We start from the raw sequence: 23175 nt of genomic DNA, 5'->3' as shown, positions 1-23175 counted from the left end.
TGATGCCCAGCGGGATCGATAGTGTTAAGTTTACCGCGAGCACCTAACTGTGATGCCTGAGCCGCCGCAGTACGCGGGGCAGCATGCCCGGCAGATCTTCTGAGATAAGACCTATGCCATACAGGCGTGCCGCCTCGCCGTGCAACCAAACAGCCGCCGCAGCTGCGTCAAAGAGAGGCATGCCTTGTGCAATCAGGCCAGCTGTCATGCCGGCTAGAACGTCGCCGGTGCCGCCCGTGGCAAGTTGAGGCGGTGCATTGCTATTAATAACAGCACGTCCGTCTGGTGCGGCAATAACGGTGTCAGCGCCCTTTAACACGACGACCGCGCCGCTGAGTCGCGCGGCATTGAGCGCGCGCTCCAGCCTGCTACCCTCGCCCGGAAAGATGCGACTGAACTCGCCATCATGCGGCGTTAGCACACACGGCCCCTGAATAGCGTCAAAAAACACCTGGGGGTCATTGCCAAACACACTAATCGCGTCGGCGTCGAGCACCGTCGCCCGTTCTCCTTGCAGCACCTGCAACGCCTGACGCCGCGTGAGCTCAGAAATACCCGCACCCGGTCCCAGTACGACGACATTGATACGGGCATCAGCCAGGATGTCGCCCAACGACCCTGATTCGCGTATAGGGTGCACCATAATGCTGGTAAGGGCCGACGCATAGATAGGCCAAGACAGTAACGGTGCCGCGACCGTAACCAGCCCGGCGCCCATGCGTGCACAGGCCGTTGCCGCCAGGCGGGCAGCGCCGGTCATAATACGCCCCCCTACAACCAGTGCATGCCCACGCTGATACTTGTGTGCATCGACACGCGGCCAAGGAAACGCGTGCAGCCACAGCGCAGGGTTGTTTTCAAAAACCAGTGGCTCGATAGTATTGAGCACGGCGTCAGGAATGCCAATATCAGCCACCACCACGTCGCCGCACTTTTGCCGACCCGGCAAAAGCAAATGACCGGGCTTTTTGCGAAAAAACGTAACAGTTAAACACGCTGAAGCCACAGAGCCCCGTGCTGCGCCGCTGCCACCGTCGAGGCCGCTGGGCACGTCAACCGCACACACGGGTAGTCCGCTGCCTGCCAGCGCCGAAACGGTATCAGCCGCCACGCCATCAAGCGGCCGCGAAAGACCCGCGCCGAACAACGCATCAATGACGAGACCGGCCCCCTCGAGCAAAGCGGGAGACATGGGCTCCACCACGCTAGCCCACAAACGGGCATGATGGGCGGCGTCGCCCGACAGCGCATCGGGTGCGCCAAGCAGCCCGAGCCGTACAGGCCAACCCGCATTCTGCAAATGACGAGCGGCAACAAAGCCGTCGCCACCGTTATTGCCGGGGCCGCACAGCACTGACACCGGGCGGGGGGACCAGCGCGCGATAACGGCCTGGGCAACAGCCGCGCCAGCTGCCTCCATAAGCGCCGGACCCGACACGCCCGCCTTCATGGCGGCCTTGTCGGCCGCATACATTTGGCTGGGAGTAAGTAAAGCGTGCGCGTAAGCGGCTTTATCCATGAAAGAACACCCTCGCCCGCCTTGTAGCGGACAACTTCTGCGGCATTTCTGCGCAGCAGAATAAGACTAATATCAGCCCTGCACAGCATGGCGCCTAGAGCGATGAGCCGACGCTGAACTTAAGGCTTCGAATATGCTATTGTGCCCGAGTGTCATCGGAAAATCATTATGCAGCCAGTCATCTCAATAGCAGGCCTGAACAAAACCTACGCAGGCGGCTTCCAGGCACTTAAAGACATTAACCTGGATATTCGCCGCGGTGAAATCTTTGCATTACTTGGGCCCAACGGGGCGGGCAAAACCACGCTGATCAGCGTCATCTGCGGCCTGATCAACGCGAGCAGTGGCACCGTGCTGGCCGATGGGCACGACATTGTCAAAAACTATCGTGAAGCGCGCGCAAAAATCGGCCTGGTTCCCCAAGAACTTACTACCGACGCGTTTGAAACCGTTTGGGCTACCGTCAGCTTTAGTCGCGGCCTGTTTGGCAAGCCACGCGACCCCGCACATATCGAAAAAGTGCTGCGATCGCTGTCGCTCTGGGATAAAAAAGACAATAAGCTCATCACGCTGTCTGGCGGCATGAAGCGCCGTGTACTTATCGCCAAGGCGCTGGCGCATGAGCCGCAAATACTCTTTCTGGACGAACCCACAGCCGGAGTAGACGTTTCATTGCGCAAAGACATGTGGGCGCTGGTGCGCACGCTGCGTAGCACGGGTGTCACCATTATTCTCACAACACACTATATCGAAGAAGCCGAAGACATGGCTGACCGCGTCGGCGTCATCAACAACGGTGAGATCGTACTGGTTGAGAACAAGGTTGAGCTGATGCAAAAGCTGGGCAAAAAACAATTGCTGTTGCAATTGCAGCAGCCTTTGCCGACCATACCGGCATCGCTGGCCGCATTCAAGCTAGAAACGTCGCCAAACGACCCCTGCGAACTGGTCTACACCTACGATATACACGCAGGTCAAAACGCCATCACCCAACTGTTTGACGCATTGCGACATGCGGATGTCCACTTCAAAGACCTGCGCACCAAGCAAAGCTCACTGGAAGAAATCTTCGTTCAATTACTGCAGGAAGCAAAATGAACGTTCATGCTATGCGTGCCATTTATCTGTTCGAAATGGCCCGAAGCTGGCGCACCCTGCTACAAAGCCTGGTTGCGCCGGTGCTCTCAACGTCGCTGTATTTCGTGGTGTTTGGCGCAGCCATTGGTAACCGCATTACCGAAATAGAAGGCATTAGCTATGGTGCCTTCATCGTACCCGGCCTGGTCATGCTTTCATTGCTCACGCAAAGTATTTCCAACGCCTCCTTCGGTATTTATTTTCCGAAGTTTACGGGCACTATTTATGAGATTCTGTCGGCGCCTGTGTCACACATGGAAATCGTGGTCAGCTATGTAGGTGCTGCAGCCACCAAGTCTATTGTGCTGGCGATCATTATTCTTTTGACGGCAGAATTTTTTGTACCGCTGCATATAGACCACCCGATCTGGATGCTAACGTTTCTGGTGCTTACCTCAGTAACCTTCAGCCTTTTTGGGTTCATCATCGGCATCTGGGCCGATGGCTTTGAAAAGCTGCAACTGGTGCCGCTGCTCATTGTTACGCCGCTCACCTTTCTGGGTGGCAGTTTTTATTCTATTGATATGCTGCCGTCGTTTTGGCAAAAAGTTACCCTGCTTAACCCGGTGGTGTACCTGGTAAGCGGCTTTCGCTGGAGCTTCTACGGCATTGCCGACGTTAACGTATTCGTTAGCCTGGGCATGACGCTGTTTTTCTTGTTGTTATGCGCGCTGTTGCTGGCCAGAATCTTCAAGACAGGCTACCGCCTGAAACCCTGAAGCGCCACAACAAACGCGCCTATCTTAAGCAAGGTGGCTGGTCTAGACTACGTGACAGCGCGCCGAAGCGCTGCCACGTTTAATTCAAACCACACAAATACATGTCGATCAGGCAGCTGCTCTTTAGTCGCATACCTGTTTTTCGAACAGGCATACGCGTTTCCATCACGTACCAGCTTTTCAATCAGACACCCACGCTTCCATCGCGTGTCTGTATTTCGACCAGGAATCTGCCCTTCAATCACGAAAGTTGTTGAACTGCAGCGGCAGGTCGACATCTGTTTTACGCAGCAAAGCCATGGCAGCCTGAAGGTCATCGCGTTTTTTTCCGGTAACGCGCAGCTTGTCGCCATTGATCTGTGACTCAACCTTGAGCTTGGCCGCTTTCATTGCAGCAATAAGCTTTTTGGACTGCGCCTGTTCAATGCCCTGACGTACGGTGACCTTGCGCCGCGCACCCGAAACGTTTTCGAGCGGATCACCGATCTCCATGCAACGTATATCAATACTGCGCGCTGTTAACCGGCCACGCAAAATATCTAGCATTTGATTAAGCTGAAAAACACTGGGGGCAGACTGGGTGACCACATACCCTTCCAGCTCGAACACGGCGCCCGTACCCTTAAAGTCAAAACGAGTTTCGATCTCGCGATTGGCTTGATCAACCGCGTTGCTAAGTTCGTGTTTATCTACCTCTGAAACCACATCAAAAGATGGCATGCATCAACCTCTGTATGACAACGGGCCACGCCCGTATGAAAATTGTTGGCAAGAAGCCATTAATTAATGGCTCTTGCACAGTAACGATTATGCCGTAAATAGGGCAACAACTACTGGGCCACCGTCGCGTTCAGCGCTTCGGCGCGTTTGCGCAACTCAAATTTCTGGATTTTTCCGGTAGATGTTTTGGGCAACTCGCAAAACAACACGGTTTTGGGCACCTTGAAATTGGCCATGTGCTTCTTGCAATGCGCAATAATTTCGTCAGACGTAACCTCGGCATCAGCCTTAAGTTCTAGAAAGGCGCATGGCGTTTCACCCCACTTATCATCGGGCCGTGCCACTACGGCAGCTGCCAGTACAGCGGGGTGGCGATAAAGCACGTCTTCAATTTCGATAGAAGAAATATTTTCACCACCTGAAATAATAATGTCTTTATTTCGGTCTTTGATTTTGACGTAACCGTCCGGGTACATGACAGCCAGATCACCGCTATGAAACCACCCCCCTCGCAACGCTTCTTGCGTAGCCTCGGGGTTTTTAAGATACCCCTTCATGGCGATATTGCCCCGAAACATGATCTCGCCCATGGTTTCTCCATCTGCAGGCACAGGCTGCATGGTTTCGCCATCCATGACGGCAATGCCACGCTCAAGATGATAGGCCACGCCCTGACGCGAATTAAGCCGCGCGCGTTCACCAATGTCGAGATCGTTCCAGCTATCGTGCTTGGGGCACACCGTGGCCGGGCCATATGTTTCGGTCAGGCCGTAAACGTGCAAAAGGTCGAAACCCAGGCGTTCCATGCCTTCTATCATGGATGCGGGTGGCGCTGCACCGGCCACCATGGCCTTGACCCCTGAAGGAATGCCTTCTTTCATGCTCTGCGGGGCATTAACCAGCAGGCTGTGAACTATAGGTGCGCCGCAATAGTGCGTGACACCATGCTCACGCATGGCGTTACAGATGGCTTGAACCTCAACCCGGCGCAGGCACACATTGACCCCTGCACGCGCAGCAACTGCCCACGGAAAGCACCACCCATTGCAGTGGAACATAGGCAAAGTCCAAAGATAAACAGCGTGGTGCGGCATGTCCCATTCGAGAATATTTGAAATAGCCGCGGCTGCAGCGCCCCGATGGTGGTACACAACCCCTTTGGGCTTGCCTGTCGTGCCGCTGGTGTAGTTAAGCGCGATGGCATCCCATTCGTCGCCGGGTAGTTCCCATGCATAATCAGGGTCGCCGCCAGCGATGTAATCTTCGTATTCGATTTCACCTGCTGTGTCGTTGCCGCCGGTGTACAGCACGTCTGAGGCATCAATAACCTTGATGGGCTGCGTATTCGTACGCAAACCAATTGCCTTGCTAACCACCGACGCAAATTCGGTGTCGACGATAATGACCTTGGCCTCGCCGTGATCCAGCATATAGGCGATCATTTCAGGGTCTAGCCGTGTGTTCAATGTATTGAGCACCGCCCCCGTCATGGGAACACCAAAATGCGCTTCAACCATGGGTGGGGTGTTGGGCATCATGACGGCAACCGTATCGCCCTTGCCAATCCCGTCTTTGCTGAGTGCACTGGCAAGCTGCCTGCAGCGCGCGTAAACCTCGGCCCAGGTACGGCGCAACGCAGAGGGGCCCGTGCCGTGAATTACAGCGAGTTGGTCTGGATAAACACTGGCACTGCGTTCGATAAATGACAGCGGAGAAATGGGCGCGTAATTGGCGGGAGTTTTAGGTAAACCTTGATCGTAAATACTGGACATCTTGCGTCTCCTTAGCCTTGTAATTAATAGTTTGAGGGCGCCCCTTTACCGCCACGCGGAAGCGCTCAGTTCTTGCAAAATCATAGCTTCCGGCTCACAAAAGCGCCAGTAGATAGATCAAAAAGGGTAGCACTACTGCCGTCGCGATGCCGTTTAACCCCATGCCCAGAGCAGCAAAGGCAGCGGTCGTTTCGCTAACCTGGTAGGCCCGGGCCACACCGATTGCGTGCGCGCTCAGCCCCAGTGCAAACCCTTGGGTAGCATCATCGGTAATGCGAAGGTAGCGAAAAAGGCCACCCGCCATAACTACGCCTGCCACACCTGTAATAGCTACGGCCACTGTAACCAGCGACGACACGCCCCCATTGAGCGCTGCCGCTTCCATGGCAATAGGCATGGTGACCGACTTGGGCGCCAGAGAAACCAGCGTTGACCAACTGGCACCAAATACCCACGCAATGCCCACCGCAGAGACAATGCCAGTTATGCAACCAACAGCCAGCGACACCAGCACTGGCAATGCAACACGCTTGAGCCGGGCGATCTGGCTATATAAAGGTATGGCCAGCGCCACCGTGGCGGGCCCAATCAGATAACGCAAAGGCAAGGTATACACGGCATAGGTATCGTAACTGGTACCACTGGCATATAGCGCGACGATAACCATGACAACCGCCACCAGCACGGGGGTAAGAAAAGGATGGCGCCCCGCCCGCACATATAACCTGATGGCCAGCAGATAGGCCGCCACCGTCAGTGCCAGCCAGAGTAATGCCGGCAACGTAAACCAGGACACGACCTGCTCAAGAATATTGGTCATGATTTTTTCCCGGTCGTGCGCTGCATCATCCAGCGAAACACCAGCGCCGTCACCACAATGGTGATCGCCGTGCCCACAATGCATGACAGCAGAAAAGGAATCCATTCAAGGCCAAGCACCCCAAACTGGGTCATAACACCCGCGATCAGCGGCACGAACAGAAGCGGCATATTGCCCAGCAAATAGCGACAGATTGTGCCCAGGCCCTCAGGCACACGACGCAACAGCATAAGCACCGGCAGCATGAATACCATGCCCAGCAACGGACCTGGAAGCGGTACCCCCATAAGGCGCACGACGGCGTCACCAAGAAATTGCATGGCTACCAACAAAGCGGCGCCGAATAAAACTGACAACACAAAGTACTCGCGAGAAGACGGGAAGCGGGAAACACTAGCACAGGCCCTTTAATTTACCAACTACAAATAGGCCGTGACCACATTGTAAATATGCAACATATTACCCGTCTGGAATGAACGTCCCTGCTACACAGAGTGGCAGTAGCTGGCATTCACATGGTGAGCCGCTGCCGCGGTGTGACGTGGTTTGATGTAGCGTGCCCTGCCTTTGCTTCCCCTACCGTGACAAGGCTTCGCATGGCTGGGCTGGAATGGGCGTGGCGTGGCTTGGCTTAGCTGGCTTAACTGGCGCAGCGCAGTGTGGTGTGGTGTGACGTGGTGGGGCTTGGCTTAGCTGGCTTAACTGGCGCAGCGCAGTGTGGTGTGGTGTGACGTGGTGGGGCTTGGCTTAGCTGGCTTAACTGGCGCAGCGCAGTGTGGTGTGGTGTGACGTGGTGGGGCTTGGCTTCGCGTGCGCCCCTCAGGCGCGCCCGCTCTGTGCCATGCGGCGCCGCAACGCTCTGAGCCCCGTCTGCGGCCGCCAGCCCTGACGCATGGCACCCGCTGCAAACAGAATGGCGGCCACTCCCACCCATTGCAGCCACCCCAGCACATGATCAAAAGCGAACCAATCGACCAAAATAGCGACAATGGGGTAGATAAACGACAAGGCCCCCGTTACTGCTGTAGGCAGACGCTGTATAGCACTGTAAAGCAACACATAAACAAGGCCGGTGTGGATGACACCCATGGCAGCCAGGCACATCCAGGCGGTGGACGGCAAGCTGGGCCATGCTGCAACATTGGCAAAAGGTGCAATCAGCACAATACCGGTGCAAACCTGTATAAGCGCAATGAGGTGCGGCGACGTGCCTGTGAGACGTTTAACCAGCAAAGCGGCCACGGCATAACAAAACGCGGCGCCCAGCGAAAGACCAATGCCGACCAGATAGCTGCCTTGCCCATATTGAGGGGCACCCTGCTCTTGGGTAATGGCCAACATGCCCGCAAAAGCCAGGCTCAGCCAGGCGATTTTGTCGAACGTAATGCGCTCACCCAAAAACAACGCGCCCAGACCGACCAGCATGAATGGTTGGGTGTTGTACACGGCAGTAGCCACACCGATTGAAGCGCCTGAATACGCGGCAAACAGCAATACCCAGTTGGCGACAATGGCCGCACCACTGACCACGGCCCAGGCCAACCCCTTTGCCGTGATACTGCCCGGCCGGAGAAACCCCATGGCAAAACAAATAACCAGTAACGTGCCAGCACCGAACACACAGCGCCAAAAAACAACGTCTCGCACACTCTGGCCTGACATCAGTACAAACCACCCCACGGTTCCTGATACCAGCATGGCAGCCGTCATCTCGAGCGAGCCGCGCCTGATTGCGTAATCCTTCACATATTCTCCTGGCAAAGAAATCATTGCACATTCACAAGCGATGACATAAAACAGCAAGTCCATCTGAATAGCAAGGACTCCCAACATGGCCGGCAGCTTTTTCGCATTATTCGACGATATTGCCACGTTACTCGATGACGTGTCGATGATGACTAAAGTTGCCATGCGCAAGACGGCGGGTGTACTGGGCGACGACCTTGCTCTGAACGCGCAGCAAGTTACCGGCGTAGCCGCTAACCGCGAATTGCCTGTTGTGGCAGCTGTCGCCAAGGGCTCACTGATCAACAAACTGATTCTGGTGCCCTCTGCATTGCTCATCAGTGCCTTCGTGCCAGCAGCAATTACCCCGCTGCTTATGCTGGGCGGCGCCTATTTATGCTACGAGGGCTTTGAGAAGCTTGCGCATAAATTTTTGCATGGGCACGATGTTAAAACCATCGAGCATGAGGCGCGCCAGCAGGCCCTGAATAACCCGAGCACAGACCCTGTGGCTTACGAGAAAAAGAAAATCCGAGGCGCCATACGCACTGACTTTATTCTTTCTGCGGAAATCATTGCCATCACCCTTGGTGCAGTGGCTCAGGCCTCACTGGTGCAACAAGTGGTAGTCATGAGTGCTATTGCGTTGGCCGTCACGGTCGGCGTCTATGCCTTGGTGGGTTGCATCGTCAAGCTGGACGACCTTGGTTTGTATTTATGCCGCAAACGCCATGTCCTCGCGCGCGCCACAGGTCGTGCCCTCATCAGTAGTGCCCCCTATTTGATGAAGACGCTGTCTGTCGTAGGCACTGCTGCCATGTTCATGGTGGGTGGTTCGATTCTGGTACACGGCATAGGGCCGGTGCACCATCTGTTCGAACACTGGTCGGCGGGCCTGGATACCCTGGCCGGGCCAGGCCCATTGCTAAGCATGGTGGCACCCAGCTTGTTGGGTGCCCTCTTTGGCATCATTGCTGGAGGCGTCGTCGTAGCGTTGGTTTCGCTGGTGGAAAAGTTGCGGCCTACTGCGCACTAAGAGTGCGCCAGCATACGCGGGCAAAACCCTTATTGAACCGGCACGACCTCTGGATTGCACAGCATGAGATTGGTGTCTATGCAAGCATTCAGGGTCATGGACGCCTTAAGTGGCTTAATTAAGCGCGGCTTTGGCGGCTTCCGCCGGTGTCAGGCCTTCATAAAACATATCGGTAAACCACTCAGCCTCGTCTTCGATATGCTGCTGCGCATCATTGCGTGAGGCGCCAGCCTGCACGAATAGCTCTTCGACCTCGGTGCACCACTGGATCAGGGCGACTTCGTCCGGATCGGGTTCTTCTGTGTTTTTTCTGGACATAATGTCGCTTCCATTAAGTTGTAAACAGAATAATAGCGCATGCTGCAGAGATAGATTGCGGTTGGCCGAGTCAATGCTAAGCCCGTCTATGGTCGCCGACATTGGGCAACGCCAGCGGGCTAAACCTTCGGTGTAAATCGCATCGTGCAATATACTATCGAGAATGGTTCGCGTTTCTGTTTGTGCGGTAACGCTTTACTACCCGCCTAGCCATCCAGTTTTAGCGTGCCCAAGTTCAACCGCATACATCTCAGCAGCTGAACACACTGTTGACAGGCATACTACTCGAGGGCCGATCGGATACCGCAGCCACGATATTGCCGCTGTTGATCTTGCGTGCGAAGGTTTAGCGGGGCCATACCACCCATATCAGGGGCCCTGAGTTTTGCGATTGTTTGCGTTCATCAAGTTTATGCTGTGCTGCCTGTGCTTGCTTGGCCCCACCCTTGCACTGGCCCATGCTGTCCCTGCACCACCCAACAGAGCTGACAGAGTAGTTGGGGAAACCATCGCAAATCGTCCGTCAGCGCTGTATCGTTTTGAACGGCACCATATTGATTCAGCCTACGGTAAGCGCCACTACCGGATTGAAATTTCCATACCTCGCGCAGCAGCGCCGGATGCGGGATACCCGGTGCTGTATATGCTGGATGGCAATGCTGCCATGGATACACTTACCGGCAACGATCTCGCCGCTGTGTCTGCTAGTAACGCGCCCGTACTCGTTGCCATTGGCTACGACACCGACTTTCGCAACGATGTTGTCGCGCGCTCATATGACTACACACCCCCCCGTTTATGACGACAACGGCACGCTCATTACCCAACCCATGGTGCGCGGACGGCTCGGCGGTGGTGCCGACATCTTCCTGCACTTTATTATTTCGCAGATTAAACCGTTGGTGCGCGAGCGTGCAGCCATCAACCCAGATCGCGAATACCTGTGGGGTCACTCTTACGGCGGCCTCTTTACGTTGTATACCTTGTTTACGCAGCCAGACGCATTTTCCCGTTACATCGCCGGCGACCCTTCTGCCTGGTGGCATGATGGCGCCTTGATGCGCGATTGGCGTGGCTTCAATAAAACTCGCGCTGCGGGCAAACGCGTTGCCATCCTGGTAAGCGGCAGGTCGCGTGCGGCCACCAGGGCCTTGCCGTCTGATCCAGCGCCCGTACCCGCAAACAGCGCTGGCATAGACTCACGCGCAGCCGTGAAAGAAATCGCCGAAGGCTTGCGCCAAGGCGGCGCACTGGTTACATATGAAGCGTTTCCACAATACGGGCATGGCGACATGATCCATGTCTCGCTCGAACGTGCCCTGCAAATTGCGGTTGAGCGTTGACATCCTCTACCCAAAAACCGACTCATCGCGCAACCTGAATCATCTCTTCGCTGATGTGTAGCGGTACCGTTCAACAGGGGGCAATTCGTAGAAATACCAATGCTTGAATTCTGCGTGTCGTATATGCTCAGCCTCTTGCGACCCGCATTAATACTTTCGAAAAACCTTGCGCATGACTCGCCCCCCGCAACACCTGGCATTTTCTAACAACATTAAGAACCAGAGCTGCAATGCCTGCCGTTTCACACGCAACTCCACCGCTGCGATGGCCAACAAGCGACACCTTCGCTTTGGGTCATATTGCAACCAAACACCCTCTCACATCGTCAATGACATTGTTCGTTGAAGGCGATTCGCAATCCTGATCATCGTCAAGCCGCGCTGACACAGCAGCCATTTTTATCAACACGAAGTCGCATCATCCCTTGCAGCAAAAACATACTAACAATTAGGAGACAGCATGAAATATCGTTTTATCGCACTCGCCTGCGCATCTTTGGCAATTTCCGCCTCCGCATTTGCACAAAACTCTGACGTCGTTCGCATAGGCGTATCGAATGATCGCTCGGGAATTTATTCTGATCTTGGTGGTTTAGGCTCTGAAATTGCTGCGAGAATGGCCGTCGAGGATTTCGGCGGCTCGGTGCTTGGCAAAAAGATAGAAGTAATCGGGGGTGACACACAGAACAAAGTAGACATCGCCTCAACAATGGTCAGAAACTGGTTCGACACAGAGAACATGGTAGCGATTGTTGACGGAGGGGCAAGCTCCACGGGCTTGGCCGCCATGCATATCGCCAAGGAAAAGAACAAAACCGCCTTGATTAGCGGTGGCTTTGCGGGTGATTTCAGCGGCAAACAGTGCACAGACATATCCACACAATGGGCGCCAGACACTTATGCACTGGCCAATGCCGTTGTGCAAAACACCATTCAGGCTGGCGGTAAGAAATGGTTTGCCATCACCACCGATTACGTCTTCGGCAAAACAATGGAAGAGACCGCCGCAAAATTTATCAAAAAGGGCGGCGGCGAGTTCCTTGGCAGCGTACGTCACCCACTGGGTACCTCAGATTTTGCCTCATACCTATTGCAGGCCCAGTCTTCTGGTGCAGATATCGTCGCCCTTGCAAGTGCAGGCGGCGACTTGATCACATTGATCAAACAAGCGCAAGATTTCGGTATAACTGCGGGGAAACAGAAGTTGGTTACCTTTCTTGTCTTCATCAATGATGTGATGGGCATGGGGTTGAACTACGCCCAAGGCCTCACGTTTCCAACAGTGTTTTATTGGGACGCGAATGACGACACCCGCGCCTGGACAAAGCGCTGGCAAAAAGCCACCGGTTTTGAACGCGCACCCTCCATGGTTCAAGCCTTGTCGTACGTCTCTACACTGCACTACCTGGACGCCGTCAAGGCAGCCGGCACGTTTGATGGCCAAGCGGTGAACAAAAAATTGCGTGCCATGCCGGTACAGTCGAAGCTGATTCAGAACGCGCGCGTACGCCCGGAAGATGGCCGCGTCATCATGGACGTATACAAAGTAGAGGTGAAGAAACCCGCCGAATCAAAATCACCTAATGATGTTTACAAGATTTTGGATATTGTGCCCGGCGACGAGTTGTTCGTACCCCTAGCCAGCAGTGAATGCCCTCTCGTCAAAAACAATTAAACCGGAGCCTAACGATGAAATGCTATTGCGTGGTAAATTTTCGCGAGCCACTTCAAATGCTTGATATGGCCAAACCGACACCGAAAGACGGCGAAGTACTCATTTCGGTAAGTGCCGCTGGTGTTTGCCATAGCGACATCCATCTTTGGGAAGGTGGCTACGATCTGGGCAATGGCCGTACGCTGTCGCTTAAAGACCGGGGGGTAAAGCTTCCCTTGACGCCCGGGCACGAAACAGTGGGAGTCGCCGAAGCCTGCGGCCCAGACGCGACCGGTGTGCAGCTAGGTCACAAGTACTTGGTTTACCCGTGGATAGGTTGTGGCAACTGCCCTGCCTGCAACTCGGGCGCAGAAAACCACTGCGGCGCACCGCGTTGTCTGGGCGTACATCGCCCTGGCGGGTATGCCGAATACATGATCGTGCCAGATGCCAAGTACCTCATCGATATCGGCGATCTTGACCCATCGCAGATCGCACCTTTTGCCTGCTCAGGCTTGACCACGTATTCTGCACTCAAGAAAATCGGCGCAGATATTTATCAGAACCATCCTATCGTCATCATGGGAGCAGGCGGCCTGGGCTTGATGTGTTTACAGCTTCTTTCTGCGCTGGGTGGCGCGGGTGCTGTCATGGTAGACATTGACCCTGCCAAGCGAGAGGCGGCATTAAAGGCCGGCGCACTCGCAGCCATTGATGGCGCTGCCCCTGACGCGACCCAACAGATTATCAAAGCCCTTGGCGGCTCATCTGCATACGCTGCCATTGATCTGGTCGGCGCACCAGCAACGACTTCCACCGCGTTCGACTGTCTGATCAAGGGAGGAAAACTGATTCTGATTGGCCTGTTCGGAGGCGCTTCGCAATGGCCACTGGCTCTGATTCCGATGAAAGCAGCCAGCATTATCGGAAGCTACGTGGGCAACCTGGAAGAACTGCGCGAACTGATTGCACTGGTCAAAACAGGCAAAGTGGCTCCGATACCCATAACGACCTTTCCCATGGACGAGGCTGACAGCACCTTGTCATTATTGCGGCGAGGCGGGATTACAGGTCGGGCTGTTCTGGTGCGGTAAATAGCAGCACTCAGACGTGCACTGTAGTTATTGCCGAAGCAGGCGCAATAACCTCAGAAGACGCTGCGCGTGCACGTCGTCGCGGTTAGCATTTTCTAAGACAGGCCGATATTTGCATGAGTCAAGCAGAGGATCAGCACATACTGCAGGTTAGCCGTCAGACCATAAAGCGTGTAGATTGAGCCGTTCCGGTTGAGTAGCCTTACCGCCATCATTTTTAGGCATATATCAGCATGCTGCACGCTTTGCTAGCCGCACTCCCCGACATCTCCTTGCAAGAGTTAGCTATTCGCATGCTGGCTACCACCTTCATCGTGATGGCTGTTACCTGGGCCGTCGGCGTATTTGGCCCGCTCATCGGCGGTGCCTTGGCTGGCCTGCCCATTACGCTGGGGCCTGGCTTCTTCTTTCTTAGCAAGCAGGCGACAGCGCCGTTTGTGTCTCAGGCGGCCTCCTACGCCTTGCTGTCCTTATGTGCGACGCAGTTCTTTCTGTTGGCTTACATGATGACAGCAAAGCGGTGCCGCCCCATAGTCTGCCTGGGTATCGCGTGTATGGCCTGGCTATTTTTTGCCCTGCTCTTTCGATTTCTTCCGCCGCTGCCATGGATTAATCTGGGCCTGTTTGTTCTCACTACGGCGACATGCTGGCGATATGGGGCTCGCTTTCTGTCTGATACTGTTTCGGCCAAAGGCAAAACCGGCTTCGGCCTGCTGCTGTTGCGCGGCATAATCGCCGGAGTGCTGGTCGCCACCGTTACCACAGCCAGCCACTGGATCGGGCCTATGGGCTCGGGGCTTATTCTGGCATTTCCGGTAGGGTTTACGGTAATGACCATCACCATTCATCAACGCTTCGGCCCCAGCTGCATTATTGCCACCATACACTCCATCATGCTGGGCACCGGTAGTCTCGCGGCCTTCTGCGCGACCATAGCATTGCTTATTCCCCATATGAGCGCGCACCTGACGCTGAGTATTGCCGTTTCCTGTGCAGTGTGTGTCACATTGACGCTGGCGTTCAGGGGCAAAATTCTGGCGGCGTTCAGGCGTTAATGATGGCACTCGCCACTTGGGGTTAGGCACTTAGGGTTTGGCACTTAGGGTTTGGCGCTTGGGGCGTGGAACTCGGACCAGGGGCACAAGAGCGATTACAGACGCAGTGGTGAGCGTGAGCGATGGGCTTTCCCCTGTACATCTTCGCCGTATTCAGTGGTTCAAAACGAGACCAAAGCACCTGATGGCCAGGCCTGCCATTGTGGCGTGCGTGCTCAACAGGAATATCGATTCACTTTTTGTGAGCGTGAACGGCTGAAACGCTAATTTTTACTACGCTGATATGGTTTTTAAATATTCATCCAGCTCGTTCAACATCTGATCGAGATCAATCATCGCTTCAGCCAGAGCCTGTACGCGCTTCAGATCTTGTGGGCTAAGGTCTTGCTGTACGCGCTGCAGATTTTGCGCACCCAGCGAATTCCCATTGTTGGCAGCGAGCATAAACAAGGCACCTGCTGCCACCTTGTTAACAGGCACACCCAAACCACGCACATACATAAGCCCTATGGCATTCTGGCTTAAGGCAAACCCACGCTGCGCCGCCATTCTGTACCATTTCATGGCGCTGTCGTAATCTTTTCCGACCCCCAGGCCTCGCTCGTACATGGCACCCAGATTATGTTCGGACGGCGCATACCCCTGAGCTGCGGCCTTCAAATACCAGAAGTGTGCCTGGTCGAAATCTTGCTCAATGCCGCGACCTAGGCGATACGCCAGCGCCAGATTATGTTGACCTATATCTACATCTTGCTCGGCCGACAAGCGAAACAGTTGAGCAGCAAGCGGTAAGTCTTTTTTGACACCACTTCCCTCAGTAAGCATCAATCCTAAATTTGCCATTGCCAGAGGATGACCCTGTTGGGCCGACAACTGATACCAGCGGGCCGCCTGCTCATAGTTCTGTTTTACCCCTCGCCCTATCTCATACCTGACCCCCAGATTGTACTGCGCCCAGACCTGGCCTTGAGTTGCTGAGCGTTCATACCACCTGAGTGCTTCCTCGTCGTTTTTTTCTACGCCCTCACCCGCGCTGTAAGCATAAGCAAGATTGTTTTGGGCATCGGCATTATTCTGCTCTGCAGCCAAACGATACCTGCGTACGGCTTCGGCAGAGTCAGCAGGCACACCCTGCCCTTCGTCATACGCAAGGCCCATACGAAACTGAGCACGCGCGTCGCCCTTATCAGCCAATGGCCGCCATTCTTTCAGAGCAGTTGTGAAGTCACCGTGATCGGCCGCATTAATACCCTCGTCGTACCCTGCGTGCGCTGCAGCGCCTGCACTTGTTATTAATATCGCCAGAACTACCGTTGCAAATTTAAGCATGTCACTCTCCCAGGTATTCTGTGCGGTTGACACAGCAACCGTCGAATGCAAACCCAGCCACAGCGCGAGCTTTTGCTTCTGTTTCTGCTTCTGCTCCTGTTCCTGTTTATGCTCCGCCCTTGTGCCCGTCCTTGTGCCTGTTCCTGTTCCTGACATGGAACAGGGCATTGTCATCGACTAGGGTCGGGACTCGCGCCCAGACTTGGTCCTACTTGAGCCCCTACTTGAGTTCCTACTTTGGTTCCTACTTTGGTTCCTACTTTGGTTCCGACTTGGGGTCGGACTCCAGCTCGGATTCAGACTCAGGCTCAGCTGCGGTAATCTCCACCGACTTGATGGCCAAACGATTGCCAACAACCATTAGCGTGATGGCGATGCTGCCTCCGGTGGGGCAACAGTTACCATCCGAAGGCCGATACAGGGCAGCACTGGCGGTCATAGACGCCATGTCTGGCTCAACACCCTTCCATATTTCTAGCCCTGAAGGAATGTACAGATTCAGGTCGTTCAGCCAGCTTTCCGTATCCATGAGTACCCAGCGCTTTTGTCGGCGGATAAAGTAATCATTTACATTGAAATTGCCGGTACCACTTACCCTCACCGGTAAAACCAGAAACGTGCCATCTTCGTCGGTAAAAATATAAGGAACTGAGAAGTAGCTTCCCGCATCTGCCGCGTGTTCATGAAACCTTTCAACAACATCCGAAACTTGGTCTCGTGCAAATAACGCCATAGATGAGACCATGCAATCCGTCGGCCCTCCTCCCGGCGGCCAATCATGCACGCAGTACAGTGCGTAATAAAAGCCGGTATCATCCATTACCCCGAAAGACCCCGATTCGCTTAACCGGCACATACCGGGCGTGTCGTACGACTCAAAGGCAGCCATTTCACGGCAGGTTGCGTCAACAGCTGTATTCAAATCTGCATACGTAATCGGTATGGCCTGCAGATCAAGCAGGCGCTGTTTGTAGGCAACTTTCAGGCACTGCACGGTCTGGCACACATTGCGCGTAGTTTTAAGCCAGCTTCTTTGTGCCGTCTTGATCGTCGCAGGATCATCTGAACGAAACACAGTGCGACGATACTCAGAGGACAAGGCAATGTCGAGATTCGACAACGTGTCATCAGCGCAGATCATTTTCTCCACGTCGCTTACTGCCTTGTCACAATCAAAACTGGCCGCCTGTGCGCCACCGGAAAAGCCCACCAGAAACAGCAAAAATACGATCAAGGTTTTGATATGCATGAAATTAGTCTTCCCGTATACATGTACTTTTTTTTTCGAATGCTCGCCCTCTGCCGCCGATCGATAACGGCAAACGTTAGCGCTGTGAAGCAGGGGCCTGCCAAAGTACCGACCATGGGCCTTCAACCTGCCCCTGCCAGTGTTTCTGTTTAACCTCAATCAATTGTGCCTCGCTCCCGTCCCAACGCCATGTTTGCATGAGCGTTCCATAGTTATCTGTTTGCGTGGCAGACAGCCTGCTAAATACCGGGTCGAGATTCAGCCAGGGAACATCCCGGCCACGTTTGCGAGACGGGCCGGGCGGTGAGAGGCTCTCATCCCAGGATTGAAAAGCCAGAACTCGGGCATCGGTGAAATCGGGCGCCGTGGCCAGAATATAGCGGTTGATGGGTTCGCGAGGTGTGGCAAAGCAAGGGACCATAAACATGGCCGTATCCGCACCCAGCCACTGTACGCCATAGCCTTCGTCATCGTCTTCGCCTGCCTTAATCGTTAATGGGCTGCAGGTTTTGTCGTCACGTCGCAACGCGATTACGGCGGACGGAAGGGTATCGAGATGCGCTGTCGGCCCAGCATCGTCTGCCTCGCCCTCACCTTCAAAATATCGTCTTGCCTTACGAACAGCAGGGACAACCGTCGCAAGACTTTTGGGCGTTTCAGTCTGACGAGCGGAACCAACCCGGTTCTGCTGCTCATCAATCCACAATAGCGAAGCCGATACCCCTTTTAGCGAAAAATAATCGCGGCTGACTGTGCCCGGCTCTCCTGCGGCCAGTGTCATATTCATGCCATGAACCAGCCCGGTAAAAACCATATCGGCTGACTCAGGCGAGATCAGCACAATTTCATTTGGTCGTGTACCCGACTGCCAGTCTTTTGCCGCAAGAAGAGAAATATGAGCAGATCCAATGACAACCTGAATAGCCTTGGCATCTTGAGCTTTGGGATCGGAAGAATACAGACGCACCTGCCAGTTGCGATCCGGCACGTTAAATCGCTGCAACGTCAGGGTTGCACCACCTTCCATGCTGTACGTAGCGGCGCCGCAAGATTGCTCGATTATTGAGCAGCTTGCAGTCCAGTCACCAAACTGAACTTCGATTGGCCGTAAGGCAGCAGCAACACACATTGTTGAAGCCCATGCTGCTGAGAAACTGGCCAGAACCCCTGCTATGAGCATGGTGCTTTTCAATGCCGCCCCTTATTATTTTTGTATTGTAATAATACCGATACATTATCCTGCAAGATCGCAACGGTAAACAGGTTTTTTACCCGGGAACGACATAACAGCAAATCAAGACAAAGCCCGATTTATATTAGCCTAACCCCGCATATACGGTATGCTTTATTAAAATAAAGCTCTGGCTGTTGTAAAACCCTTTTTATGGCGTTAGGTGGTATTACCCCAAAACAAAAATTGGCCACCATGACCTAGCTTATACCGAAACGACCGTTAAAAATGGAGGGACCACCTTCCAGAAAACGCATAAATCGCGTTTCGTTCTTCAGGAGAAACCTGATGGCCCCGCATACTCATAGGTATTTGTCGATTGCATCCGTAGTCATTTTGACCACTGTATTTTTACCAGAAGTCAGCTCCGCTGCCGCAAACAAAAATTTCAAAATGGAATGCTCTCAAGACGAACAAGTATTTTCCTCAGCGCACGGACAATTTCGTCTCGACATCTGCTCACCAACGGCAGATGCCGTAACGCCAGCCACTGAGACCGACACCGAGAACCCAGTGCTCGGCGAGCAACGTTTTATAAGCGGCGAAGCCACAAACACAGTCACAACGGCCTGGCCTTTTGAAGTGGATATGTTGAGCGCCTGGGTAGGCGGCGAAGGCCTGCAGTTCTGGGACGGCCACATCATGACGCTGGACATAGGCACCGAACGCAATGGCATTTTATACATCGCCAACTGGACCGGCAAAACATTTGTGATGACAGAATACCCATACAGAACTGGCGACGAAGACACCATGACGCTACGTTGGGAAAAAGACGCTTTCCTGATACATACCCCTTCCGATGGCGAGCGGCGTTTGGTGGTTCAAAATACAGACACCGAAACACCCGGAAAATTCTCCCAAGAAACCGCGGCCTGTACCTTCACAGACGACAACCAGGCTATCCATTCGCTCGCCCTGGGTATAGACACTGCCGGGCTCGTCACCAAACTGGCATACACCGCTTTACGGCCCGCAACGCTCGGAGACAGCCGGTTTTTATGTGGTGTCTATGCGTCACGCGATGACAATCTGCAGGATGAAAGCGAATGGACCGATGGCCAGCACGGCAACCTCACCGTTGCCATCAACGGCGAGGGCACGGTCGCCCGTGTTATTACCTAGACCTCGTGCAGCCCTAAAAGGCGGTGCACGCAAGTAGAGACCAAGTCTTGCCTGGCACGACTGCTAGTGTTATTACCGTGGGCCGCGTGCAGCCACAAGGGGCGCTGCACGCGCGCATGGATCAGTTCATATCAAACATGCCTGACATGACATGCTGGATAGGCCAGGCCGCTACCGGCTACAGGGACTATTTCCAGTACGCATTGGCGGCTGCAACAGTTTGGAAGTTGGTGGCAACGACCTGGGATACCGCAATCAGCGCGTCAGCGTTTTCGCCATATTCTGGCCGCAACTTATCGCGTACGTCAGCCGATGGCTGCGTATATTTGATGGCCATGCGGGAAAGCTTGATTGCAAGCTCATAACCTTCTTGCGGTGTCGCCGTCTGAAGCGAGGTTAGCCAATTATCTGCCATGTAAGGTCTCCTTGAGATTATTTGTGTGGCAATACTATGCCACAGCAACCAATCCTACCCCACTGATAACCTTACGCCTAGCAAGAATAAGCGTTACGTCAGACCTGCTCGAAACGATCGTAGTGACGCTCTTGCAGCGACTGTTCGTGGGTTACTTCATTGACACGGGCGGCCGGTGGACCGGCGTGGAGCCACGACAACATGCGGTCAACCTGCTCATGATCGCCCTGAAGCAACGCTTCGACCGACCCGTCTTCATTGCTGCGGATCCAGCCTTTAACGCCAAAAAGGTGGGCCTGCCGCACGGCAGAGGCTCGAAAACCCACGCCCTGCACATGGCCGGTAACCCGCACGACAATGGTTTCGGTATTGTGATTACTAGGAAGCTTATTCATTATTGAAAACACATTAATAACTGAACACGATAAATTGAGAATTGTTCAGTAAACCGCGAGCATACCAGACCTGACCGCATGCACATGGGCCTGCTGCGTTACGCCGAGGCACGCGCTTGCGCAGGGGCCTTCGCGCGGTGCAGGTTTAATGCCGTGTTAATAATGCCCACGTGGCTGAACGCCTGCGGAAAATTGCCCAACATACGTCGCTGTTCAGGGTCATATTGCTCGGCCAGCAAACCTACATCGTTGCACAGGCCTGCAAGAAGATCGAACAGCGCACGGGCGTCTTGATCTCTACCTTGCAGCACGTACACATCAGCCAGCCAGAACGAACACGCCAGAAACGCGCCCTCGCCCACTGGCAACCCGTCTACCCCGTGCTCCGTCTCGTAGCGCAGCAAAAGACCATTGCGCGTCAGACGTTGTTCAATGGCCTTTACCGTACCTATAACGCGAGGATCATCCGCTGGCAAAAACCCCGTCAACGGAATATGCAACAAGCTGGCATCCAGACAATCTGAACCATAGTACTGGACGAAACTGTTGATCTTGGGGTTGAAGGCCTCGCGGCAGACCTCTTCCTTGATCTCATTGGCAACACGCCGGCAGTTGTCAGAAAAAGCCTGCCCATTGCTCATGCCCGACGCCACAAGGGCAATACGATCAAATGCTACCCAGGCCATCACCTTGGAATGCGTAAAATGCTGTTTTTCAGCGCGGATCTCCCAAATCCCCTCATCAGGTTGACGCCAGGCCTGCTCCAAAAATGGCACGATTACCTCGGCAATGGCTTCGATACGCGGATGCGAAGGCAAACGTCCCTTAATGGCCTGTTGCATGGCATCAGCCACTTCACCGTACACATCAAGTTGGTATTGCGTCGCCGCAGCGTTGCCAATGCGCACCGGAGCTGAGCCCTCATACCCAGGCAGCCACGGCAACTCGTATTCACTAAGCCGTCTCTCACCACCCAGGCCGTACATTATCTGCATTTGATCGGGGTTGCCCGCCACTGATCGCGTCAACCAGTCGCGCCACGCGCGCGCTTCATCAAAATACCCAAGATTCATGAACGCCATCAACGTCATGGTGGCATCGCGCAGCCAGCAATACCGGTAGTCCCAATTGCGCTGGCCACCTATATGCTCTGGCAGCGAAGTAGTGGGCGCCGCAACAATGCCACCCGTAGGCAGATAAGTAAGTGCTTTAAGTGTGACGAGAGACCGCTTGACCAGGTTGGTCCAGGGCCCCGTGTCAGGGCAGCGATCAGAAAACTGTCGCCAGAAATACTCGGTCTTGGTCAGCGCTTCATCCACATCAAACGCATCGCAGATAGGCTCATGCGAAAGCTGATGCGTAAGCGTAAAGCTTTTGCTCTCGCCAGCACTTACACTGAACCGTGCCTCCGAGTGCTGCGCCTGGGCGGTGACTGGTACGCGGCTACGGAGCACAAGCATATCGGGCCCAGCGACGGCCGTGTGTGTGTGCGGACCATGCTGCTCTACCCAGGGTACCGTACGGCCATAGTCCATACGCATAACCAGGTCCATGTCGAATGTGACCTTGCCCTTTAGCCCCACCACAATACGGGCCACACTGGAGTGTGTAAATGTTGATGGCATGAAGTCGACGATCTTGGCCTCACCGTCATCGTTGATAAAGGTGGTTTCGAGTATCATCGTGCCATCAACATACTGGCGGTGCACAGCACGCACGTTACCTGTGGGGTAAATTTTCCAGTGCCCATTTTCTGATGTACCCAGCAGTGCGGCGAAACAGGCAGGGGCATCAAAGCGTGGGAAACACAACCATTCTATGGCACCCTCTTTTGACACCAGCGCAGCAGTGCGGCAATTGCCCAGCAATGCATAGTTTTCAATAGGGGCGGCCATAGTCCTCCAAGAGGTTGATTCAGATCATCATCAACGAACACAATAAGCTTTTAATATAAAACAGTCATCCATACGCGCCAAGCAGAAACCACGCTTGGGCTTGTAAACATGCTTAAACGTTAACGAGGCATAAATGAATAAATTCCTGATTCCAGTAGATGGTTCCGAGGCATCAGTTCGCGCAGTAGCGGCCGCTGTTAAAGCGGCTGCCCTTATCAATGGCGCTGAACTGCTTGTCATCAACGTACAGCCGCCTATTGTCTCGGGTAATGTCAAACGCTTTTTCTCGGCCGAAGTACTACAAGAGTACTACCAGGACGAAGGCAGCACGGCGCTGGCACCGGTTAAAGAATATCTGGAAAAAGCAGGCGTTAACTACGAGACTGAAGTCGTGGTTGGCCCTGTGGCCGACACCATCGCCAGTTATGCACGCACTAAAGGCTGCTCCAATATTTTCATGGGCACACGCGGGCTTGGTCGAATAACTGGCCTCGTGCTCGGATCGATTGCCACTAAGGTAATCAGTCTGACTGATACCCCGGTTACGCTCATCAAGTAACACGCCGCTTTCAGGGCAGCAGACATGCCGTTCAGTGGCGTGCTGTTCAGTGCGGTGCTTTTCAG

23 protein-coding genes are annotated in these 23175 nt (G+C 54.3%); 10 read left to right on the top strand and 13 right to left on the bottom strand.

Features of this window, described 5'->3' with window-relative positions:
- Positions 1-43 precede the first annotated feature (43 nt).
- Entirely contained in the window at positions 44-1519 is a 1476-nt protein-coding gene (locus FQ179_RS03445; RefSeq protein ID WP_149395863.1) for an NAD(P)H-hydrate dehydratase, read from the bottom strand.
- Positions 1520-1687: 168 nt separating this feature from the next.
- Here FQ179_RS03445 and FQ179_RS03440 point away from each other — a divergent pair, with 168 nt between their 5' ends.
- Together FQ179_RS03440 and FQ179_RS03435 are read left to right on the top strand one after the other, a co-directional pair.
- The gene (locus FQ179_RS03440; RefSeq protein WP_149395862.1) at positions 1688-2617 is read left to right on the top strand and encodes an ABC transporter ATP-binding protein; all 930 of its coding nucleotides are present in this window, start codon (positions 1688-1690) and stop codon (positions 2615-2617) included.
- Positions 2614-3375 (top strand): ABC transporter permease, encoded by a 762-nt coding sequence (locus FQ179_RS03435; RefSeq protein ID WP_149395861.1) that lies wholly within the window; start codon positions 2614-2616, stop codon positions 3373-3375. The genes FQ179_RS03440 and FQ179_RS03435 overlap by 4 nt, the downstream gene beginning before the upstream one ends.
- Before the next feature lie 237 nt (positions 3376-3612).
- On the opposite strand, the gene FQ179_RS03430 is transcribed toward FQ179_RS03435, so the two are convergent.
- From FQ179_RS03430 to FQ179_RS03410, 5 genes are all read right to left on the bottom strand, one after another.
- The gene (locus tag FQ179_RS03430; RefSeq protein WP_137237307.1) at positions 3613-4095 is read right to left on the bottom strand and encodes a YajQ family cyclic di-GMP-binding protein; all 483 of its coding nucleotides are present in this window, start codon (positions 4093-4095) and stop codon (positions 3613-3615) included.
- Between the two features lie 110 nt (positions 4096-4205).
- Complete coding sequence (locus FQ179_RS03425; protein WP_149395860.1) at positions 4206-5867, bottom strand: acyl-CoA synthetase; 1662 nt, start codon at positions 5865-5867, stop codon at positions 4206-4208.
- 94 nt (positions 5868-5961) lie between these two features.
- On the bottom strand, positions 5962-6687 hold the full coding sequence (locus FQ179_RS03420) for an LrgB family protein (RefSeq protein ID WP_149395859.1): 726 nt from the start codon (positions 6685-6687) through the stop codon (positions 5962-5964).
- A complete protein-coding gene (locus tag FQ179_RS03415; protein ID WP_255474818.1) occupies positions 6684-7046 on the bottom strand; it encodes a CidA/LrgA family protein in 363 nt (120 codons plus the stop codon). The genes FQ179_RS03420 and FQ179_RS03415 overlap by 4 nt, the downstream gene beginning before the upstream one ends.
- Before the next feature lie 460 nt (positions 7047-7506).
- Positions 7507-8433 carry a DMT family transporter gene (locus tag FQ179_RS03410; RefSeq protein WP_370459830.1) on the bottom strand — a complete coding sequence of 309 codons (927 nt, stop codon included), beginning with the start codon at positions 8431-8433 and terminating at the stop codon, positions 7507-7509.
- 85 nt (positions 8434-8518) lie between these two features.
- Between FQ179_RS03410 and FQ179_RS03405 the strand changes: the two genes are divergently transcribed.
- Entirely contained in the window at positions 8519-9448 is a 930-nt protein-coding gene (locus tag FQ179_RS03405; RefSeq protein ID WP_149395858.1) for a DUF808 domain-containing protein, read from the top strand.
- Positions 9449-9562: 114 nt separating this feature from the next.
- Here FQ179_RS03405 and FQ179_RS03400 read toward each other — a convergent pair whose 3' ends face one another.
- Positions 9563-9766, bottom strand: coding sequence for a hypothetical protein (locus FQ179_RS03400; RefSeq protein WP_149395857.1), 204 nt, complete (start codon positions 9764-9766; stop codon positions 9563-9565).
- A gap of 385 nt (positions 9767-10151) precedes the next feature.
- Here FQ179_RS03400 and FQ179_RS22575 point away from each other — a divergent pair, with 385 nt between their 5' ends.
- The 5 genes from FQ179_RS22575 (at position 10152) to FQ179_RS03380 (ending at position 14912) form a co-directional block, all read left to right on the top strand.
- Complete coding sequence (locus FQ179_RS22575; protein WP_255474817.1) at positions 10152-10568, top strand: hypothetical protein; 417 nt, start codon at positions 10152-10154, stop codon at positions 10566-10568.
- Positions 10543-11109, top strand: a complete 567-nt coding sequence (locus FQ179_RS22570) for an alpha/beta hydrolase (RefSeq protein ID WP_255474816.1) — start codon at positions 10543-10545, stop codon at positions 11107-11109. Before FQ179_RS22575 ends, FQ179_RS22570 begins: the two co-directional genes overlap by 26 nt.
- Before the next feature lie 460 nt (positions 11110-11569).
- Positions 11570-12784 carry an ABC transporter substrate-binding protein gene (locus FQ179_RS03390; RefSeq protein ID WP_149395856.1) on the top strand — a complete coding sequence of 405 codons (1215 nt, stop codon included), beginning with the start codon at positions 11570-11572 and terminating at the stop codon, positions 12782-12784.
- A gap of 14 nt (positions 12785-12798) precedes the next feature.
- On the top strand, positions 12799-13857 hold the full coding sequence (locus tag FQ179_RS03385) for an alcohol dehydrogenase (protein ID WP_149395855.1): 1059 nt from the start codon (positions 12799-12801) through the stop codon (positions 13855-13857).
- 233 nt (positions 13858-14090) lie between these two features.
- Positions 14091-14912: a hypothetical protein gene (locus tag FQ179_RS03380; RefSeq protein ID WP_149395854.1), complete on the top strand. Its 822-nt coding sequence runs from the start codon at positions 14091-14093 to the stop codon at positions 14910-14912.
- Between the two features lie 273 nt (positions 14913-15185).
- On the opposite strand, the gene FQ179_RS03375 is transcribed toward FQ179_RS03380, so the two are convergent.
- The 3 genes from FQ179_RS03375 to FQ179_RS03365 form a co-directional block, all read right to left on the bottom strand.
- The gene (locus FQ179_RS03375) at positions 15186-16241 is read right to left on the bottom strand and encodes a tetratricopeptide repeat protein (protein ID WP_188074488.1); all 1056 of its coding nucleotides are present in this window, start codon (positions 16239-16241) and stop codon (positions 15186-15188) included.
- Positions 16242-16497: 256 nt separating this feature from the next.
- Positions 16498-17490, bottom strand: coding sequence for a lysozyme inhibitor LprI family protein (locus FQ179_RS03370; RefSeq protein ID WP_149395852.1), 993 nt, complete (start codon positions 17488-17490; stop codon positions 16498-16500).
- A gap of 76 nt (positions 17491-17566) precedes the next feature.
- A complete protein-coding gene (locus FQ179_RS03365) occupies positions 17567-18670 on the bottom strand; it encodes a DUF1176 domain-containing protein (RefSeq protein ID WP_149395851.1) in 1104 nt (367 codons plus the stop codon).
- A 339-nt stretch (positions 18671-19009) separates the two neighbouring features.
- Between FQ179_RS03365 and FQ179_RS03360 the strand changes: the two genes are divergently transcribed.
- The gene (locus FQ179_RS03360) at positions 19010-19846 is read left to right on the top strand and encodes a hypothetical protein (RefSeq protein WP_149395850.1); all 837 of its coding nucleotides are present in this window, start codon (positions 19010-19012) and stop codon (positions 19844-19846) included.
- A gap of 187 nt (positions 19847-20033) precedes the next feature.
- Here the strand turns inward: FQ179_RS03360 and FQ179_RS03355 are convergent, their stop codons facing one another.
- The 3 genes from FQ179_RS03355 to FQ179_RS03345 all read right to left on the bottom strand — a co-directional run bounded on the left by FQ179_RS03355 (position 20034) and on the right by FQ179_RS03345 (position 22551).
- Entirely contained in the window at positions 20034-20261 is a 228-nt protein-coding gene (locus tag FQ179_RS03355) for a hexameric tyrosine-coordinated heme protein (RefSeq protein WP_149395849.1), read from the bottom strand.
- Between the two features lie 98 nt (positions 20262-20359).
- Positions 20360-20656, bottom strand: coding sequence for an acylphosphatase (locus FQ179_RS03350; RefSeq protein WP_149395848.1), 297 nt, complete (start codon positions 20654-20656; stop codon positions 20360-20362).
- Positions 20657-20754: 98 nt separating this feature from the next.
- Positions 20755-22551: a glycoside hydrolase family 15 protein gene (locus tag FQ179_RS03345; protein WP_149395847.1), complete on the bottom strand. Its 1797-nt coding sequence runs from the start codon at positions 22549-22551 to the stop codon at positions 20755-20757.
- 133 nt (positions 22552-22684) lie between these two features.
- On the opposite strand from FQ179_RS03345, the gene FQ179_RS03340 reads away from it, so the two are divergent.
- Positions 22685-23110, top strand: a complete 426-nt coding sequence (locus FQ179_RS03340; protein ID WP_149395846.1) for a universal stress protein — start codon at positions 22685-22687, stop codon at positions 23108-23110.
- Positions 23111-23175: the final 65 nt, after the last annotated feature.

This window comes from Pusillimonas sp. ANT_WB101 (assembly GCF_008369125.1).
Classification (GTDB): Bacteria; Pseudomonadota; Gammaproteobacteria; order Burkholderiales; family Burkholderiaceae_B; genus Allopusillimonas.
The sequence above is the reverse complement of the archived record's forward strand: the minus strand, read 5'-3'. Positions and strand labels throughout refer to the sequence as shown.